We start from the raw sequence: 20,167 nt of genomic DNA on the forward strand, positions 1-20,167 counted from the left end.
TAGCATCTCCTCGTTTAGCGTTCATTTCTCAAAACCGTTACAGCTCCTTTGTACTCACGGTCAGAGCCCTCAAACCAAATAACATAGTAATACGTAGCATCAGGTAGTGGTTCACCGGCCTGGTTGGTCCCCTGCCAGTTGTTGTTATAGCCTTTTTCAGAATAAACTTTTTGCCCCCATCGGTTGTAGATGCTGACTGTACAATCATCGTAGTTTTCGATGTTTTGAACGATCCAGCGATCGTTTTGACCGTTGCCATCAGGCGTGATGACATTGTTAGCTATTGCCTTGTAGTCTTCTTCCACGTCAATTGTAATTGCCGTGTCATTTACACAACCATTTGAATCGAGCGCTGTGACTGTAAAAGTAGTTGTTTGGAGGGGAGTCGCTACGGGTGTTTGAATATCAGCTTCGTTGAGCGACTCACCTGGCGACCACAAATAACTCACGCCTCCTGTTGCAGCCAATTGCGTTGAAAAGCCTTTGCTCACCGTTGTTTCCTGAGCTTCAACTCGCGGTTGTGGCAAATCGTAAACCTCAACTGTTTGCTTCATCGTATCAAAACACTGATCGGGTGATGTTACCGTTAGCAATACATCATATTCTCCCGGTTCTGAATAGCGGTATTTTGGCTCACGTTGAGCTGATGTACCGCCATCGTCAAATTGCCAGTCGTAAAATGGTATTCCCGATGAAAAAAATGAGTTGTTTGTAAACGGCATTGACTCGCCAAGGCAAACATCCTCAAATTCGTAATCTGCCACGGGCTTTTCCAACACAACTGCTGTATCGGTGTAAACGCTAATGCAGCCTTCGTTTGACTCAGTTTGCAAGGTAACCGGATATCTACCTGCATTCAGGAAAAGATAAACTGGTGATTCAACGATGCTGTTGGTATTGGTTGCATCGCCAAAGTTCCAGTTGTAACTCACAATAAAACCGTTAGAAATTGTGGTTGTATTTTCAAACTCTGAGGTATCACCATAGCAGATTTCCGGTACGTTGAAATTCGATTCGGGTCGAGATAATATTTGAACCTGCTGAATTGCAGAATCGACACAGCCAAAATTCGATGTTGCCAACAACTTAGCATCGTAAAAACCCGATGTTGGATATACGTGCTCCGGTGACTTCGCCTGTGCGGTGTCGCCATCGTCAAAAAACCATTCGTAAGTCATGTTTCCATTGCTAATTGTTGATTGATTCCTGAATTTGACCGGAATGGAGTCGCAAACATCTTCAAATGAAAATGCTACAGATGGCTTTGCGTAAACACTGATATTCGTTGTATATTGGTCAGATCCGCCATTGTCTCCAACAATATTCAGCTCTACAGTGTAATTACCCGGAAATGCGTAAATGTGTTTTGGGCTTACTTGGTGTGAAGTATCGCCATCACCAAAATCCCAGATGTAATCAGCAGTGCCTGAGGTATACTGGCTCTGATTGTTAAACTCGATTGAATCGTGAATACATTGATCCTGAGCTGCAAATTGCGCTATGGGCTTTTCCAATACTTCAACCATTTGAGCGAGAGTATCAGCACATCCAAAATTCGATTGAGCAACGAGCAATGCATTGTAATTACCATATTGAGAATACTGATGAACAGGATTCACGGCTTGTGAATTTGTTCCATCTCCAAATTGCCAATCATACGTGAGTTGAGCTCCATTTACGATTGAAGTGTTGTTTTGGAATGTAGTTGTATTGGGCTCAAAAACAGTATCGGCAGTCCAGTTTGCCACAGGGTGTGGATGGACTGTAACTTGCTGACTCACAGAATCTGCACAGCCTGTATTTGCCTGAGCGTATAGCTGCACATTATAATTGCCGTGTGAGCTGTATGTATGAAAAGGATTATTCGTTTGTGCGGTATCGCCATCACCAAAGTTCCATACATACTGCGTTATAGATCCTGATGGAATAGTTGTAAAGTTATTGAAGCCCATGCTGTCGAGCTGGCAAACATCACTTTGAGTGAAATTGACCTGTGGCAATTCATTCACGACAACGGGCTGAGTGAGCGAATCAACACATCCGTTATTGCTTGTTGCTTTGAGCTGAACGTTGTAGACTCCTCCACTTCCATATACGTGTTGCGGATTTTGAATTGAAGCTCCGCTCCCGTTGTCAAAATCCCAATTCCTTTGTTGGATAAAGCCTGTTGGAATGGTTGACTGATCGATAAAAAATGTGGTATCAGCATAACAAACTGTATCGGCATGGAAAGCGAGATCTGGTAATGGGTTAATCGTAACGATTGCCGAATCTGAAAAGCGTTCGTTACAAACTCCGTTTTGGACTACAGCCCGGTAGAGCAACGTAGTATCCAGGTTTTGATAGTTGAGGATCTGACCGGTAAAAGCTGTGTCCTGCCACGGATTTCCATCAACAGAATACTGCCAGCGATTTACCGTTCCGTTATTATTCATCAAATTAACAGAACCGCTATTGACAGATTCACAATGTGTTGAAGATCCAAACACAGTTCCGGCCTGGGTTGATTCATCTACCCGAACCTGAACTGTATTGGTTTTAATAGTTGAGCAAACACCATTTTTCACCTTTGCTCGATAATAAGTAGAATCAGTAAGGTTTTGGTAGTGAAGGGAGTCAGATCCGTTGATGACTGTCACCCACGGATCAGCAGGGTTGTATCTTTGTTCCCAGCTTTGAACAGACCCGCGCGCTCCGCTGACTTCAACAAAGCCGCTGTTCTGACTGGCACAAACTGTATCAGCTCCGAATAGCGTTCCGGCCAATGTTGCGCTGTCAACCTGAATCGTAATCGGGTTTGAGGTATCGGCTTCGCAAACTCCGCTCTTTACTCTCACAGCAAAAGTTGAGCTCTGACCGAGATTATTGTAAGAATTTACAGAGCCTGTTCCGTTGTAATTATTCCATGACTGAGCTGAATCAGTTGAAATGAGCCAATCTATTATTGATCCAATAGTGTTGCTCAAATTCATATTTCCGGCATTTGCTGATGCACAAACTGTATCGTTGCCAGTAAGAATTCCACCAAAGCTTGCCGGAGATACTGTTATTTTCGCTTTTGATGAGGTATCAGGCGGGCAAACACCATTTTGCACCACCGCCCGATACCAAGTAGTCGTTGACAGACTCCCGTATTGTAAAGAATCGTTATTTGAGTTTACAGAATTCCATGGAGCAACTCCGGTTTGAGATGATTCCCAAAATAGTGGTGATCCTGTGTTTCCTGAGAGTATCACTACTCCGTTGTTTCCAGTATCGCAAACTGAATCTGCTCCAATTATTGATCCCGCATCAGTTGCATCAAAGACTTTTATTGGTTTTGTTGTGCTATCTACACAACCAAAACCAGTTGTTGCAGTAAGTGTGACATCGTAGTTCCCTTGATTTGCGTATTGATAAGTCGGCTGATACTGGTTGAGTTGCAATCCGTCACCAAATTGCCAGTTGTAAGATGCAGAGCCGGCTGTAATCGTGCTCTGATTGTTAAACTGAGCGCTGTCTCCCAGGCAAATGTCATCGACTGTAAAATCCGCAACCGGATTTGGGTGAACCTGAATGAACTGAGATGAAGAATCTGTACAGCCCTCAACCGTTGTAACCGACATTGATACGCTGAACGAGCCATCTCCGTTGTAAACATGAACTGGGTTTTGAAGCGTTGATGAATTGCCATCACCAAATTGCCAGTTATAATTTGCTGAGGCAGTCACATTTGACGATTGATCGGCAAACTGAGCTGTATCATTGAGGCAAATATCACTGGTAGAAAATGAAGCTGTTGGTTGTTGATACACCTCAACGACTTGTGAAGCTGTATCGCTACATCCCAGTTGGCTGTTTGCTTCCAGAATCAATGTGAAATTCCCAGAAGCCGAATAAGTATAAGATGGCGTTTGTAAAGTGTCAGTATTGCCATTTCCAAATCGCCATAAATAATCGAGGTTTCCGTTTGAGATAGACGAAGCATTCACAAGGTTTAGGTCAGATCCCAAACAGATACTATCGGCACTAAAAGATGCCTGGGGTTTGGGGTTGATGTTGAGTGATTTCGTAATTGAATCAGAACAACCTGTATTTGACTCTGCTACGAGCTTTACCTGGTAAGTTCCGGCTGCTGAATATTGGTGTGATGGTACAGCTTGATTAGAGCTATTTCCGTCATCAAAGTCCCAGTTGTAAGAAGATACACTTCCGCCCGGTACGAAACTCAAATTCGTGAAATTTGCCTGCTCCGGAAAGCAAACATCCTGTACATTGAAATTAACATTTGGTATTGGATTCACCGTAATTGATTTTGTGATTGAATCAACACATCCGGCAGCAGTTGTCACATTGAGCACTACATCGAACGTTCCGGCTGAGGAAAATGTGTAATTTGGGTTTTGAGCACTGCTTCCTGCCCCATCGTCAAAATCCCACGTGTAAGTTGCGTTTGCTAAACTACCGGGCGAAATGGTTGTTTGATCTGAAAATTGCGTAGCCGTTTGCAAACAAGCCGTTGTATTTGAAAAATCCACATCGGGCTTTGGGTTCACCGTGATTTTGGCTGAGTCTGAAAACTTCGCACTACAAACTCCGCTTTTCACCTGAGCTCTGTACCACGTAGTTGTATCGAGGTTTGAGTAATTCTGGATCTGATCATTATTGTTGATATCACTCCAGTTTAAACCATCAGTACTCAATTGCCACTTTTGGACTATTCCCTGAGCGTTGTTGAGCGTAACAAACCCGCTGTTCACACCGCTGCAAATAGTGTTGTTTCCGTTTACGCTTCCCGCCACAGTTGATGGATTCACGTGAATAGTCACTGCATTCGTGTAAACCGACTGACAACCGGCAGATTGAACGAGCGCGCGATAAGTTGTTGTCGAATTGAGGTTGTTGTAATTCAACGTAGAAGTTGTGTGGTTGATGGTTGTCCAGGGACTCCCGCCTGTCGAGCTACTCTCCCATCGAATGATATCTCCTGTTTTTCCGGTTACGGTCAGAGCCCCGTTATTCGAGCTTTCACACACTGTATCAGTACCGGTTAATGTTCCGCTAACAGTTTGCGGATTTACCGTAATCACAGCAATCTGAGAGGTGTCAGACTCACAGGCGCCACTTTTGACAACAGCGAAATAATTACGCGATTGAGTGAGGTTGCTGAATTGTAATGAGTCGGTTGAAATTCCAACTGATGTAAATCCTGATCCTGGAACCGGTTCGTAAATCCAGTCTGTAATATCTCCTGTTTTGCCTGTCACGGTCAAAACTCCAGAGTTATTCCCGGAACAAACCGTTTGGTTTCCTACTGCTTGCCCGCCAACAGATTGAGGACTCACCTCAATTTCAACTGCTTGTGTATAAACCGAATCACATCCTCCAGATTTCACAAGAGCACGATAATGTGTCGTTTGGTTCAGGTTCTGATAGTTGAGTGATGTGCTGTTGTTGTTGATTGTTGTCCACGGACTTCCTCCGGTAGTGCTACTCTCCCATCTCACAACACTTCCTGTGTTACCTGTAATATTCAACGTGCCGTTGTTCGCACCCGAGCAAACACTTGCTGCTCCGTTGATCGATCCGGCTACCGTGTTTGGAGAAACCGTAACTGTTTTGATTGTTGTATCGGTACAGTTAAAACCAGACTGAGCAATCAGTCGCACATCGTAAGTTCCGGCAATTGCATAATTCTTAGTCGGGTTGGTAGCTGTTGAAAAGGTTCCATCATCAAAATCCCACTGATAAGTGAGAGATCCTGATGAAATGCCTGAACTATTCGTAAATGTCATGGCATTTGTCGCGCATGATTGAGAGGATGAAAAATCACTAACCGGATTTGGCCGCACATTAACTGATTTGGTAATGACATCAGAACAGCCTCCATTGCCCGTTACCTGAAGTGTTACTGTGTATGTTCCGCTTTGCGCATAAGTGTGCTGAGGGCTTTGTTGTGTTGAACTGTTCCCGTCTCCAAAATCCCAGTTGTAGTTCAATGTTCCACTTCCACCATTGACAGACAAATCAGTAAATGAAACAGCATTGTTATCACACACATCACTGAATGAAAAATCTGCTGTTGGTTGTGGTTCTATTACTACTGAAACTATTGTACTATCTGCGCAACCGTTATTTGTTGTGGCAACCAGTTTTACATCGTAAGCTCCGGGGGCATTAAAAGTATGCAATGGATTAATTGCAGAGGAAAAGTTGCCGTCATCAAAATCCCACACGTATGTTGCACTTCCTGTAGCTACACTTGTGTTGTTACTGAAACTCACATTCTCTCCTACACAAGCAGATTGAGCACTGAATGAAACCTGAGCGCGCGGAAAAACCTCAACCTGTTTTACGAGTGAATCTGTACATCCCTGGTTTGTTGTAGCCTCCAGCTTAACATCGTAAACTCCTGTACTGTTAAATGACTTGTTTGGACTCGTAGAAGTTGAGAAAGTTCCGTCATCAAAATCCCAGTTGTAGGAAGTTATGGAAGCTCCTAAGCTGATTGTTGTAGAGTTGGAAAAAGTTTGAATAGTCTGCTCACAAATATCCTGAGCATTCCAACTCATATTTGGGGTTTCCTTTACAGAAATGGTTTTTGTAAACGATCCTGTGCAACCATCAGATGAAGTCACCTGTAGCGTAACATTGTAAGAACCAGCCGAAGCATAAGTGTGCGATGGATTTTCACTTGTTGAGCCATTTCCGTCACCAAACGTCCAGTTGAAACTTGATTGTGAACCGCTAAAGAGCGTTGTATTGTTAGAAAAGACTGTCGCTGTTCCCTCGCAAGCGTTGTTATCAGTGAAATCAACATCAGGCTTTGGGTTGACTGTAATAATTGCCGGATCTGAATAGTCAGATCCACAAGGTGATGCAGCTACATCAACGCGGTAGTAGGTCGTTTCCGTAAGATTGGAGTAATTCAGTGTTGAAGAAGTATTGGCAATATCAGTCCAGTTGAAATTATCAGTTGAAACCTGCCATTTCAATACGTTTCCCGTATTTCCTGTTAGCGTTAAAGTGCCACTGTTTTGAGCTTCACAAACAGTAGCTCCTCCGGTTATCGTTCCGGCATCTGACGGACCTTCAACCTGAACCGCGGCAATTGACGAAACAGTTTCGTTGCAGGCACCTGATTGAACTACAGCTCTGTAATAAGTTGTTGCAGCAAGATTGCTGTAGTTTAAACTCGTAGTGGTGTTGTTAATAGTAGCCCATGGTCCGCCAGATGAGGATGAACTCTCCCAACGCACTACATTTCCTGTCTCTCCAGAGAGCGAGAGTGTGCCGTTGTTATTTCCCGAACAAACCGTTGTATTCCCGTTCAATGTGCCTCCAACTGAATTTGGATTGATAGTAGCCGTCACTGAAGCTACCTGAGCACCGCATCCGCTGCCATTATTTACTGTCACTGAATAAGTCCCTGAAGCAGCGGGCGAAGCCGATGGTATAGTGGGGTTCTGACTAACTGATGAAAACCCATTTGGCCCCGCCCAGCTGTAAGTTGCTCCAGGAAAAAAGGTTGTTGTTAGATCAAGGTCAGATCCCTCACAAACGGGACCGTTCGAAGAAGCAGAAAGATTCGCAACAAGTGCATCTTCAGTACCAACCGATACTGAAGGTTGATGAGCACTGTATTTTCTCACATGAACATAATCAACTGAAAAAGAAGAGTTTTGATCAAAGTTCCCGAGAACAACATTGACCGGATTTGTAAGTGTATTTAATGTGGAGTTGCGGCTTTGATCAGAACCAACTGTTGGAACTTTGTAGCCCTGAGCTCCTGTATCTAACCAATAAAACCACCAATCACCCTGTGTTACTGCTCCGTTAGTTGTGGTGTTGTTAGGAGCAGATAAGTTAGTGAGCGAGTAGCATTGCGGACTCGATTGAGAAAGTGATTTCATCGAGTAAACCGGTGAACCGCTAACTGTCTCGTAGGTGAGTCCGTAGCCGTTTCCTGAGTTGTTGAGAATCCCGATTACTGACTTCCCTACTCCTGCTCCATTGACATTGGTCTGGATCTGAACAGGATAATTAAAACCATTAGTAGACGTAAGAACAGCATTCCCTGTCGTTGTCCCGTCAGAACTCAACTGGACTTCGTCATTTGAGATGGTGATATTTCCATTTCCGCAAGCGCTCCACTTTGAATTGTCAAGCGAATTACCGGCAAAATCATCAAATAGCTCAAATGTATTTTCCCCTGATGAACCCTGAGTAGCTGACGAATTACCGTAAAACATGTAAATCGTTTCGCTAGACGTTGCAGAAATGGAATTGACCTCAACCCATATTTTAGTCGATGTAGAATTAAGTGTTGAAGGCTCAATAAAATAATCGAGCAAGCTACCGTTAGCATCAGTAAAGCGAATGTCAAACCCTGATGGGTTTAGCTTGCCGTTATTGATCAACGATTGAGTATTCACATTCACCAAAACCTGGTGACTATTGAGCGAACTTGGATTTGATGAATTGTCAACAGTTAGTGTTCGTCTGTAACTGTAGCCACTCAAGCATGGCTGTGCTACAGACTGAACAGATAGCACAACCATTATCAATGACCACATTAAATTACTCACTTTCATATTATTTAAATTTCAGGTCGTCAATTTTTGATGAATTTGAGAGTAAGCTGCTTGTTACCGGTCATAAGGCGAATGATGTACATCCCCGGAGCCAGCTTTTGCGTGTTGAACTGTCTTTCACTGAATTGCTTTGTTTCAGTGTACGATCTCAACAGAGCTCCATTGAGGTCAAACAGATCTACTTGAACAACAGCTCTTTCTCTCAATTCATACTGTAGCGTACCAAAATCACGAACCGGATTAGGCCAGAATTTAGCACTTACAAAGTCGGTATAGCGAGCAGGAATAGTGTCAGATTCAACCTCACCCGGCTTCTTACCAGATCCAATGTAAATTGGTTTGGCAGTTGAGTCACTGCAAAATCCGTTAGAAACAACTAGCGAAACCATGAATGTATCGCTCATGAAAAATGGATGAGCAGGATCGAACTCCTGTGAGGTAACACCATCATCAAAATTCCAGTAATGTGGAAGCGAATCAGGGAAAGAAATACTGATAAACTTGATCGTATCGCCCACAACAGCTTCAGATGCAGAGAGGAATCTCGCTTCAATGAAATTATCTGAAATAGAAATATGAGCTGTATCAGTAGCGAAACATCCGTTGCTATCGCTCACTTCCACCCAGTAAAGACCACTGTCTGATGCTGTTATTGAAGCAGAATCATTCGATAATTCAAACGAACTGCTGTCAACAGCAACTGTATCGGTCAGATCCGTTGAGTCCAAATACCACGTGAAATTTGAGGTTGGATTTGAACCAGTACTCAATGTCACTTGCTGACCAGTACACAGCATAAGATCACCACCTAAATCGGGTTGCGGATTGTTGTAATAGTCGATCGTGATGGTATCAGTAGTTACACAACCATTTGCTGAAGTGAGATTTAACCAGTAAGTACCGGAATCACCAACAGTCAAAACACTGTTTGATCCACCAAACGACCACTGGTAGCTATCTCCTACAACTCCGGGATCAAGAGTGAGAGAAGAGCCGGCACAGAGTGTTGTGTCTTCACCTAGATCGAACGGAATTCCAGGTTGAACATCGATCAAAATACTGTCACTAAAAACACATCCTTGCGTTGAAGTGGCTTGAGCAACGTAGAGTCCGCTGTCACTAACCATGATTGAGCTTGTGGTGTCTCCTGTATTCCACGAATAAGCATCAAATGAGCTAGTGATAGTAAGCTCCATTGAATCACAAATCAACGTGTCATTGCCGAGTTCAAACTCTGGCTCAGGGTAAACAGTTACATCACGGTTATCAGTTCCAAAACAGTTATTCGTATCAACTACGGTTACGAAGTAGTTTCCGGTAGTTGAAACAGTTTGGCTCTGACCATTAGCATTGTTACTCCACGTAAAGCTGGAGCCCGGATAGCCGGCATCGAGAATAACTGATCCGCCTTCACAGAAAGCTGTATCCGGTCCCAAATTAACCTGCGGACTCTCATTCACCATAATGGCAACCGTATCAAAAGTGATGCATCCATTACCATCAGTGATTTCAACTGAATAACTATCGGTAGAATCAGTGGTGAACAAGCGAGTTGTGTCGCCCGTATTCCATAGATAAGAGCTGCCGAGGTTACCCGCATTCACCGTTACGCTGTCGCATCCGCTCGTCTGCTGTGCGAGGTCAGGATTAAACAGGTTGTTGAAACTTACATAAACTGATGTGTCAGCCGAGCAGCCTTGAGGAGTAGTGACGGTAACGGCATAGTTGCCTGTATTTTGAACATTAAGTGTTTGGTTAAATGTCACATTTGACCAGATAAAACTAGAACCTGAATTTCCAGCATCGAGTGTTGTGTCGTTTGAACAGGTTTGAATGGAATCTGGCATGGTCAGAACCGGAAGAGGATTGATCACAAGCGGGTTCTGAACAGTATCAACACAACCAAATCCGGATGTCGCTACCAACTCAACATTGTAAGTCGCGGCAGTAGAATAACTCTTTTGCGGATTGGTATTCGTGGAAGTGTTTCCGTCATCAAAATCCCAATTGTAATTGAGCGATCCATTTGAGATTGAGGATGTGTTCACGAAATTCACCATGTCATCAGCGCAACTCGCTGAAGCATTGAAACTCGCTGTGGGTTGAGGCCTAACCTGAATTGTGCTGGTTGAAACATCTACACAGCCGTTGTTACTAGTTGCTGTAAGCACAACATTATATGTTCCTGCCGAAGCGTACAAATGCGAAGGACTCGTAGCAGTATCGGCTTGTCCATCACCGAATTGCCAGTTGTAAGTGAGTGATCCATTAGCAATAGTTGAGTTATTGATAAACTCGATTGAATCTGATACGCAAACATTGTTTGTGGTGAATGCTGAATTTGGAGCATCAAAATGACTCAACTGCATAGAATCAACTGTTGAACAACCGTTTTGATCTGTTACAGTTACCGAATACGTTCCCTGATTTGTTGGAATTGTAATTTGCCCCGTTCCTGATCCATTCCAGTTGTAAGTAGCTCCAGGGTTTCCTGCATCTAAAGCTATGATTGCACTGGGGCAAATAGTTGTATCCGGACCGATGTCAACTGATGGTGAGTTGTTAATCGTAACAGTTGCTGAAGCTGTATCAAAACATCCCTGAGTATTTGTTACGGTTACTGCGTAGTTGCCAGAGTTTGAAACAGTGATATTCTGATTGGTGTCTCCTGTAGACCAACTGAAGGAAGCTCCCGTATTTCCCGCATCGAGTGTAGTGCTATCACAAGCTACAGTCAAACCGCTGATAGAAGCACTTACCGGAGTATTGAGCTCTACAAATGATGAATCTACAACTGAACAGCCATCAGGATTGGTGATCGTTACGATGTACAATCCGTTCGTGCTTACGTTAATACTCTGAGTTGAAGCACTGTTATTCCAGTTGTAAGAACTCCCTGTATTTTGAGCATCTAAAGAATAGCTGTTTGCGCAAAGTTCAACTGAATCTGCCAGCGAAGCTTGTGGTGTTTCGTTGATATCGAGTACCTGAATAGCCGTATCAACACATCCCGAATCAGAAACAGTTGCGAGCGTAACAGGATAAAAACCTGCCGAATTGTAGGTAACCTGTGGATTTGAAGATATTGCTGTATCTCCATTTCCAAAGTCCCAGTTTATTGAATAACTTCCTGATGAAATCGATGTACCGTCAGTAAAGCTCACTGCCTGATCTTCACAACCGGTTGTAGCGGTAAATCCGGCAACTGGATTAGGATTCACGGTTAATAGAGCTGAAACTGTATCGGCACAACCCTGAGCTGTTGCCGCTATTAGTTGCGGATTGTAAGATCCCGCAGTGTATTGCTCAGTTGGGCTCTGACCATTAGATGAATTTCCATTGTCAAAATCCCACGCATAACTCACAGCAGTTTGCGATACGGTTTGGTTCACGAAACTCGCAGACTGACTCTCGCATACGTTTGAGACTGCAAAAGCTGCATCAGGAGTTTCGTGAACGCTCACCGCGACCTGATCTGTTTGTGTACAGCCATTACCGGCCGACACGGTTACTTCATAAATTGAAGTACTGTCAACAACTATAGTAGGGTTAGTTGCTCCATTGTTCCAGTTGTAATTTGCATATCCGGCTCCTGCATCAAGCGTAATCGGAGACTGAGAAGAACAAAAAACGGTATCATTTCCAAGATTCACTACCGGGCCGTTTTGCACCGTCACCTGAATCGTATCAGATCCCACACATCCGTTTTGATCAGTTATGGTTACCTCATAAATTCCGGTATTTGTTACGGTCAGAGCCTGAGATGTAGCTGCATTGCTCCAGCTAAAAGTAGCTCCGGGATTGCCGGCATCGAGTAAGATGCTGTCGCAAACGAGCGTATCAGCCCCAAGATCAACGGAAACGGGCGTACTCAGTTGAACATTCACCTGATCAGAGTTTGTACAGCCGTCCTGAGAGGTTACTGTTACAGCGTAATTCCCGTTTTGCGTAACGGTGAGAACCGAATCAGTTGTGTTATTAGACCACAGGTAAGAAGATCCTGGATTTGTAGCGCTCAATGTTGTGGAATCTGCACAAGTTGAAATATTGCCGCCTAAATTCAATTGTGGCTGAGTAAACACCTCTACAGTATCAGTAAATGTGCTGTTACATCCGGCTGATGAAGTAGCGATCAATGAGACTACATACTGCCCATCTGTAGCATAATTGTGAGATGGGTTCGCAGCAGAACTCGTGTTTCCATCACCAAAATCCCACTGATAACTCAAACTTCCTGTTGATACTGATGATGTGTTAAAAAAGTTAACAGCACTACCCACACACACATCATTTGCTGTGAATGATGCAACGGGAAGTGGTGAAATAACAACTTGTTTTGTTTTTGTTGAAGAACATCCATCAGGTGTTGTTACAGCAAGTGTAGCCGTATAGTTTCCGTTAGAAGTGTAATGGTGATTTTGGTTCTGACCAGTGGCGGTGTTACCATCACCAAACTGCCAGTTATGAGTACTTCCGGCAACTACATTTGTCGATTGATCAGTAAAAGCGACTGTATCTCCCTGGCAAGTATTTGTGAAGTTGAAATTGGCTGAGGGAGATTGGTTGAATAGGATATCGACAGAATCAACAGTTGAACATCCTGCTTGACTCGTAGTAGTTACGGAATATGTTCCCGTGTTAGAAACCGTTATAGCCTGGTTTGGACTGCCGGTTGACCAAATATGACTGGCTGATGAATTTCCGGCATTCAGCGTTTTTGAGTTGCCGGTACACAGCGTATCGTTTGAGCCCAAATTCACAACCGGACTCTGATTAATTGTTACCTGAGCTGTATCAGTAAAACTACAGCCGTTACTGTCGATCGCCTGTAAGGTGTAAGAACCTGAATTATTCACGGTCAGAGCCTGAGTTGTGTCTCCCGTGTTCCAGTTGTAAGCGAGTCCGCCAACACCGGGATCAAGCGTGACAGAATCACAAGAAATCACAGTATTATTCAAATTGAAAACCAGTGGATTAAACAACTTCACATAAACTGAATCTTCAACTGAACACCCGTTAGTATTTGTAATAGTCACAGTATAGGTTCCGGTTGTATCGATTGTGGCATTTGAAGTCGATTCACCATTTGACCAACTGTACAATTGACTTCCATTTCCCGCCTGAATAGTAGTCGAATTTCCGCACTCTATGATGGAATCTGAAAGTGTTGAAACGGGCAGATTGTAAACCTGAATATTTTGAGTGGTTGAATCTGAACAGCCAAAAGGTGTTTGGGCTGAAAGCTCTACCGTATAAACTCCGGCTGATGCGTAAAGATGCCCCGGGTTGTTGAGAGTCGAGATCTGACCATCATCAAAACTCCAATTATAGCTTAGTGTTGTTCCTGAAACAGTTGAGTTATTGTTAAATACTGCCGAGTCTCCCAAACAAACATTTTGAGTTGTAAATAAAGCTGAAGGATTTGGATTCACTGTAAGTTGCTTCGTTGTTGTGTCTTTACATCCTGTAGTGTTTTCAGCAACTAATTGAATATTATAGCTTCCAGCAGTTTGGAATGTTTGACTTGTTTGTGAAGCTGTTGATGTACTACCATTATCAAAATCCCACGAATAGCTCAGTGATCCGCCATTTGGCTGAGATGAAGTGTTAGTGAAAGAAGCCTGATTGCCCTCGCAAACATCGGCAAAGGTGAAATCAGCAACCGGATTGGCTCTGAATGTTGCGTGAACAGAATCACTACTTACGCAGCCTGCACTCGTTGTCACAGTTACGGCATAACCACCGGTTGTATCAACTGTTAATTCTTGTGTTATATCACCTGTGTTCCAGGAGTAACTGTAATTTCCAACTCCGGCATCAAGTGTTACACTATCGCCAGCACATTGGATAAAGTCATTCCCGAGGTTGACCTGTGGATCGTTTTGAATAGTAACTTGTACTGTGTCTGAACCGGAACAACCGAGTGAGTTGGTTACTTCAACAGCGTAAACTCCAGATGTAGTAACCGTAATATTGCTAGCTGTTGAATTGTTTGACCACAAGTGGTTTTGAGGTAGCCCTGTTTGTAAATTATACGATCCGCAAACTGTTGTGTCAGGGCCGAGATCGGGAACAGGAGTTGGATTGAGAAAAATATTTGCCGTATCGACAGTGGAACAACTGTTTTGATCTGTAACAGTTACATAATAATTCCCCGATGTATCAACAGTATCTCTTCTAGAAGTTGCTCCACTACTCCAATTGTAAGTAGCTCCCGGGTTTTCGGCATCTAATACGTAAGATGTTCCGCAAACTGCTGTATCTTCAATTGACACAACCGGCAACGGTTGAACATTGATCTGTTGCGATGAAGTATCAGTACATCCGGCTCCTGATGTCGCTACGAGCTCAATTGTGTAGTTAGTTGGTAAATTGTATTGCTTTGTTGGTGTTTGAGCTGTATCGGTTGTTCCATCATTGAAATCCCATGCGTAAGTCAATGAACCGGTTGAAACTGTTGTATTGTTTTGGATAGAAAGTGCAGAGTTCACACATGGGTTACTCACACTAAAACTCGAAACCGGATTTGGATTTACTGTAACTTGTTGAGTCGCGGTATCACTACATCCATTTGTTGATGACGCGATCAAACTAATGTTGTAAACACCGGGACTGGCATAAGTCAACTGTGGAACTGAGTCTGTTGAAGACTGACTGTTTCCAAAGTCCCAGCTATAAGTTGTGTTACCGTAAATTTGAGTATTGTTTGAAAGCGTTACTGCTTCACCGTCACATACATTACTAGCTGTAAAACTCGCGAACGGACCAGAAGTGACATTAACTGATCTGATCGCGGTATCAGCACAACCATTATTCGTTGTAGCTGTAAGCGTCACGGTGTAAATTCCGCCAGTATTGAAGAATTTTTGAGGCGTTTGTGCTGTGTCAGAAGTATTGTCACTAAAATTCCAACTGTAACTCAATTGTCCGCTGTAAGTCGATAGGTTATTAATACCAATATCCTGACCTACACACACATTTTGAAGAGTGAAATCTGCTGTTGGATTTGAAAAAATCTGAATCGTTTGTTGAGCTGTATCTTCACAACCAGCATTCGATGTTGCAATCAATTCAACCTGATAAGGATTTGAACTTGTGTAAGTGTGTGAAGGACTTGTTGATGTTGAAGTTGAGGCATCACCAAAGTCCCACTGGTAAAGCATCCCTCCCGATTGAATCGATGAAGTGTTCGTGAAATTCACGGTGCTGTCTGCACAGTTATCAGCAACAGTAAATCCAGCTTGCGGATTTGAAAAAACAATCACCTGATTTTGGGCTGTATCCGTACACCCAAACTCCGATGTTGCCACTAATTCAACCTGATAAGCACCCGGGTTCTGATAGTTAAATGAAGTGTTTTCGGTCAGAGCCGAATCCGGCAAAGTGCCGTTCACATCGAACGTCCATTTCCAATTAGTGATTTGGGTAGATGTTATGGAGGTGTTGTTGGTGAAAAAAGCCGTGTCTCCCAGGCAAATATTGTTGGTAGAAAATGCTGTTACCGGTTTTGGTTTTTGAATAACTTCAGTTGTATCAACTGCTCTACATCCCGATAGCGTTGTAACGGTGACAAAATAAGTTCCGGCCTGAGCTGCAAATATCGTATGAGTTGAGTCACCTGTTGACCAGTTGTAGAGCAATCCGGGTACTTGCGGATTGAGCAGGAAAGAATCGTTTCCACACAGGTAAGCTGTATCGGGTAAATTTGGTTGAGGAGTACTATCGCAGTCTGTCTCAGAAAGCGTGATAATCGACTGGTTGATTGTTGACGATTGTCCGGTAGCAAATTGATTACCTGTATTCAAAACGCCTTCAATACTGTTCCACGAATTTCCGCCAGTGTTACTCTGCCACATGGATAAATTGGAAGCGTTATTTCCGGCAAGCTCCGGTGTGAGGTAATCAATTCTGAATGAATCGATTTGGTAAGTACTGTTTGTCGAGAGCTCAAAATAACGTTCAATGCTGCCATTTGTCACATTTTGTTGAACTCCGTGTCCGCGCTTGATTGTGGTTTGTCCCGGATTGAGGCTGTAATCCAGCGAAACTCCTATTCCGGCCAGGTTTTGGTTCTGAAGAGAGCCATCTAAAAAGCGATTAGCAATAATGTAGCCGTTTCCGTTGTAAACACGGTTATTATTGTCTTCACCAACTAATGACCCCGAATTACCGAGAAGAATATTTTTGTCATTGATGACTATGTTTCCCTGTGTAAATTTCAGCTCGTTCAGAACCGATAAATCCTTCTGCAAAACCAGTTCCCCACTAGCTTTGTCGAGTGTGAGCGTGTAGAAATCAACGAGTGAATCTCCAAAAACAGATTGGCTATTAGCTCCGTTAAAAACGACAACTCCTGAATTAGTTGTAAAAAGGCTGTTAGTAGCCTGATTGTAAATATTCCCGGTAATAAAAATAGAATCACCGTTCGCTATGGAGCCATCAGTTGATTGCGATAACGAATCAAGCCGATTGTAAAGGTTTCCATCAATGTAGATCCTGGAACCTGTATTGGTAATGCTAACCCCTTTATTAACGACATCAACCTGTGCAACAGCATTTTGCGAAAACGCTGAACACAAGAAAAAACAGAATATGATTACCGGGTAAAATTTATTCATAACCAGTGTTTTACAGTTTCATGATATAAGCTAAGGCGAAGTATGGCGGACGGTTTTCGTGGGGTTGAGCGTTAGAATCAGATGTGCTATTGGTGTTTCCTGAAACAGAATGTGAATGGTTCCCTTTGTTATCAGTTAAAGCGTAGTTTTTTACTGCAACAGCATTACAGTTTCCTGTACCGGTAGCGCAATTTGAAGCATTTGATGAACTCCCTAAGCCCTGACCTGCATATGAAGCTGTTTCAGCACCTGAACTAGCGTTAACAGAAATTCCAGTTTGATGGTTATGATCTCCATTAGTACCTGTAGTCAAACTAACACTATGATTATGGTTTTTAAGTGGCGTTTGAGTAGAATTGAGTGTTACATCATTAGATCCGCCAGTATCATTAACAGCATATCCGCCTCCGGCTCCAACAACAAAACGACCTCTTAAGTCAGGAGTGCCATTAGTTCCGTCACAGAGAGCATAACCCTGGGGAATATTATTAGTACTTCCCTTCCACATTATAATTCCTCCCTGAGGTACAACTCCAGGACCTGAATTTTGATTCATCGAAATGCTGTCTGCATTTAGGGTTCCATTTAGCTGGATGTTGTTATTCACTACTAGAGAAGCGTCCATCGTTACAAACTCGTCATTCCCTATTTGCGTGACATCAGCAAAGTTTACGGCTCTCCAGGCTGTTACATCATCATCCCAGTAGAAGATTCGGTTGACATCAGTATCGAAAACGAGAAGTCCCTCAGCCGGAGTTGTGGAAGAAACGGCCATAGCGCTGCGTTCTGATGATGTCATACGCGGAATGAGCAATCCCTTGTCATTGGATTGCATATCGACAATGGATGAGGGATGCGGATTGGGATTGTTGTACCCTACCTGCGCAAAGAGATCTGCACTCCAAAAGCAAAGTACAGCTACAAAAAGTGGTAATATCGATTTTTTAATTCTCATATTATCAAGTTTTTATGTTCTATTCTTTAATGTTGATTGAGACTATTTCTGATTTTACTTTATTTCCTTCTCTATCAAATACTTTCAATTGAAAGGTGTGCTCACCGGGCTGTAGCTTCTTTAAGCTATAAGCCGAATCAGTCAGTCTGCCGGTAATTGGTTTCAATTGTTTGTCTCCTGGATGTTGACCGTAAATCACGTAGCCCATGACATCTTGTGGTCTGTCCACATTCCATTCGAACTCTGCATTTTTAGATCTGCGTCTCGTGTTGACTTTAAATTTCTCTATAGCTACAGGGGCGAGCTTTGGCTGGTTTACACGAACTTCTTTTGGATCTGACCGAAGAGATTCATTCCCCTCAGTATCAATAGCTATTATCGAATAAGCATAGGTTGACCCTGGTTGAACTGAGCGATCTAAATAGTTCCTGCTAGAAGATGGAAGATCTGTTAGGTTCACTTTTTCCCACTTTGGCTCTTCCTCTTTGATGTTTTTCCTGTAGACATCAATTTCTTCGAGATCATCAGCAGCTATCGATTGCCAGTTGATTTCTACCTGAGCTTCCTGATTCACAGTCACTCTCGATATAAAAGGTTTTGGTGGCGGATTGCGATCAGGAAACTGAGCTGTAGCAAGTTGAGACATTTCGCTCATGTTTCCGTTCGTATCTACAGCAGTGATTTTATAGGAGAAATCACCCACAATTTTATCGTGCATCACATCCTGAAATTCATTGGTTTGAATGGGATCTTTGGTAAAACGATTGTACAGTTCAGCTTTTCTATTGCGCTTTGTATAAACATGGTAACCGTGAAAATCGGGAGCTTTAGATTTGTCCCAGGTAATTTTGACGATTCCGGTATCGGCAATGGCTTGCACGCCTGTTGGTGGATCTGGCGGAATTGCATCTTTTAAGGTACTCGTGATGAAAGTACTTTTCATCGTGTTTCCGTTGGTATCACGCGACTCGATTTTGAAGTAGTACGGACCTATTTCAGGGGCGATGTATTCTGTTGTAAATTCATCGGGCGGAATACCATCTTTCACTTTTTCGTATTCACCGTCTCGCTCTCTCGACATGTAGAGTGCGAAAGCATCAAAATCTTCAGGAATTTCAGCTTTCCAACTCAAGACAAAACTCAATGAAGGATCGTCCTTTGAAATATCCAGGTTTTCGGGTTGTGCGGGGGGAATCACGTCTTCAGTTCCAAATTTTACGGGATCGGCTCTACCCGCTTCCTCCCCAAAATAATCGACTGTGACAAGTGTGTAAACGAATTCATCATCTTCGTCAAGTCCCTGATCCCAAAACGGATACTTCGAAACCTTTCCGTTTTCCATGTTGAACTTGACAGGCTTTTCGTTGATCAACATCGTGTCGTCAGGATTTCCGGCCGGAGCTCTGTACACATTGACAGCGAAGTAGCGATCTGGCTCGGCAAACCACCCGATTTTGATCTTTTTGTTGTAACCTTTCGAAATGACATTTGCGGGTGGACCTTCAACAAGCTTTTGCCCTGCTGTCACGGGTTCGGATCTGACCAACTCTTCTTCTCCACCATCCTGAATTTCAGTTATTTTATAAATGTAGTCAGAACCGGAAACAGCCGTTTTATCATCAAACCTGATTCCAGCAAATTTGGCAAACTCCTCACTGAGAACGAGTTTGGGAATGAGGATGAAATCGGCCATTGGTTTGTCACCAATCTTGTAATTCTGATCAGTAAATAATTGAGTAAAGGCTTTTATTTCCTGTGTCTTTTTCTCTTCAGGTATTTGATGAGCTCCCGGAACCAGTGGATCCTGATTGAGTTTTTCCCAATTTTGCTCTCCTACCATTTGACGGTAAACATTGAAGCCGTTATATGAAACAACCTGTTTTGTAAACCACTTTAAGCGAGTTGGTTGGTCAGATCCATTAATCTTGACATAGAATTTCACATCAGCATTTTGCTGAGCAAAACCGGTAAGTGTCAAAACTGACAACAACAGGATTGATATTTGCTGTTTCAAACTCATT

General features: G+C 43.1%; 4 protein-coding genes. All 4 read right to left on the minus strand.

Features of this window, described 5'->3' with window-relative positions; genetic code table 11:
• Nucleotides 1-14: 14 nt before the first annotated feature.
• Genes F3059_RS02355 through F3059_RS02370 form a run of 4 tightly spaced genes read right to left on the minus strand, consistent with a single transcriptional unit; the run spans nucleotide 15 to nucleotide 20,166 of the window.
• Entirely contained in the window at nucleotides 15-8,573 is an 8,559-nt protein-coding gene (locus F3059_RS02355; protein ID WP_151166339.1) for a DUF2341 domain-containing protein, read from the minus strand.
• A gap of 20 nt (nucleotides 8,574-8,593) precedes the next feature.
• Nucleotides 8,594-17,191, minus strand: coding sequence for a PKD domain-containing protein (locus F3059_RS02360; RefSeq protein ID WP_151166340.1), 8,598 nt, complete (start codon nucleotides 17,189-17,191; stop codon nucleotides 8,594-8,596).
• 10 nt (nucleotides 17,192-17,201) lie between these two features.
• Nucleotides 17,202-18,146: a hypothetical protein gene (locus F3059_RS02365; protein WP_151166341.1), complete on the minus strand. Its 945-nt coding sequence runs from the start codon at nucleotides 18,144-18,146 to the stop codon at nucleotides 17,202-17,204.
• Between the two features lie 19 nt (nucleotides 18,147-18,165).
• Entirely contained in the window at nucleotides 18,166-20,166 is a 2,001-nt protein-coding gene (locus F3059_RS02370) for a fibronectin type III domain-containing protein (RefSeq protein WP_151166342.1), read from the minus strand.
• Nucleotide 20,167: the final 1 nt, after the last annotated feature.

The sequence above is a fragment of the Salibacter halophilus genome (assembly GCF_008806325.1).
GTDB classification, from domain to species: domain Bacteria; phylum Bacteroidota; class Bacteroidia; order Flavobacteriales_G; family Salibacteraceae; genus Salibacter; species Salibacter halophilus.